Origin of the sequence: Robiginitalea sp. (genome assembly GCF_049588695.1) — a bacterium.
Lineage (GTDB): Bacteria > Bacteroidota > Bacteroidia > Flavobacteriales > Flavobacteriaceae > Robiginitalea.
Map to the genome: position 1 here is coordinate 1 of NZ_JBAVZJ010000048.1, position 1,623 is coordinate 1,623.

General features: G+C 51.1%; 1 protein-coding gene. It reads right to left on the minus strand.

Features of this window, described 5'->3' with window-relative positions:
* Window positions 1-1,623 (minus strand): alpha/beta hydrolase family protein (locus tag WBV75_RS00940; RefSeq protein WP_424118790.1); only part of this gene is annotated, 1,623 nt, incomplete at both ends.

Here is a 1,623-nt window from a genome sequence, read left to right on the forward strand (position 1 = left end):
GCACTAATCATATTAGGTACCGGGGCCCCGGCCTCAGCTGCCTTAAACATATCTGTTTTGGTCACCAGGTAAGCGATCTGATATCCGCCCCAGCTATGCCCCTGTACCCCAATATTGTCCTTGTCCACAAAGCCTTTTTCAATCAGGGCTGTAACCCCGGGAATCACGCAATTGTAAGCACTCTCCCCGGGATACCCGATCCGGTAGTGCACATCCGGATTAAAGATCAGGTACCCCCGGCTGGCATAAAAGGCATAATTGATGGTGGAGCGCCCGGGAGATGGTGCTCTGTGTCTGTGCAACCCATCTGAGCTCCTCTCGTAAAAATTGACGATCATCGGGTATTTTTTCGAAGGGTCAAAGCCTTCAGGTTTTACCAACATGCCCGATAACTGTTCTCCATCCAGGGAAGTCCACTGCACCGGATCTATGGTTCCCCAGCGATACTCCTCCTGTTGGGGGTTCGCCCTGCTGATCTGGACAGCCTTTTGAAAATCAGCTTCACTGGCCCAGATATCAGGGAAAACTTCGAAAGACTCCCGGGTAAACATATAGGTGTCGGCATTTTTCGCCTTTACCGGAGTGCTGAACCGGTACGGCCCATCCAGCAGTGGTTTTACTGTTTTACGCCTGGGGTCCAAAAGCGCATACCCACTGCTCTTGTCTTCCTCATTGAAAGTGGTAAGCAGCCACTCCCCTTTGGAATCCAGATAGCGCTGTTCTTTGTCCAGGGAAACATACCGGTATTCCGTTTTAGTTTCCCGCCCCTTGGTAAGTCGCTCCCCCACCCCGGTGTCGGGATCAAACTTCCATAAATCGTATCGATCGTAGAGGATAAGCGCTTCGTCTTTTTCAGTCCATCCGGCCGATCCGTAGGACCGGGGCAAACTTGGGCTATCGTGCAGTTCGTTGTAGAAGACCTTTCCCAAGGTCAGGTCTTTTCGCATATCGGCAGCCACATTGTAGGCAAACCACGTACTGTCCGTAGACTGATACCCGAAGATATATTCCCCTTTCGGACTTAAATCCACAGGGCCAGACACGCCCTTTAACACCTCTTTCTTTGATCCGTCGGCAATATTTACCAGGGCGTAATCCCGGGTGGTCCGCCCCGTCCATTGTCGCTGCAGATCGTAGGGAGTACTTGTACTGACCAGGGCAAAAGGAGCATTGCCCTCATCACCAAGGTCAATATCCGGGTAGGCCTCTGACGCCAACGGATAAACTTTACGAGAAGGCAGGTGCATTGCCGCCGTAAAATTGGAAATCGAATCGTTCTTCACCTGTATTTCCTGCACCGTGTACAGTCTGGGTTCGTCGTAGGTCCACACCTCTACGTTTACAACTTCCTCCTCGAGCAAAGAAGTATCCCGAAGTACCCGGGGCTTTGCGAGGCCAAAATACATTCTGGAATCATTTTCAGAAAAGTGAACTTTCGCGTATTTTGAAGGAAGTAACCCCGATACTTGCCTTCCCGGTCCGGCCACAACTTCCGCATTCTCCATAGCATCGTTCCAGTAGTACAAACGGCTTGGACGCACCTGTACTTTGGTGGTATCCTCATCGGAGATAAACCCGAAGTGTTTCCCGGAATCCGAGAATCCCATTTGCTTGTATTCCGCT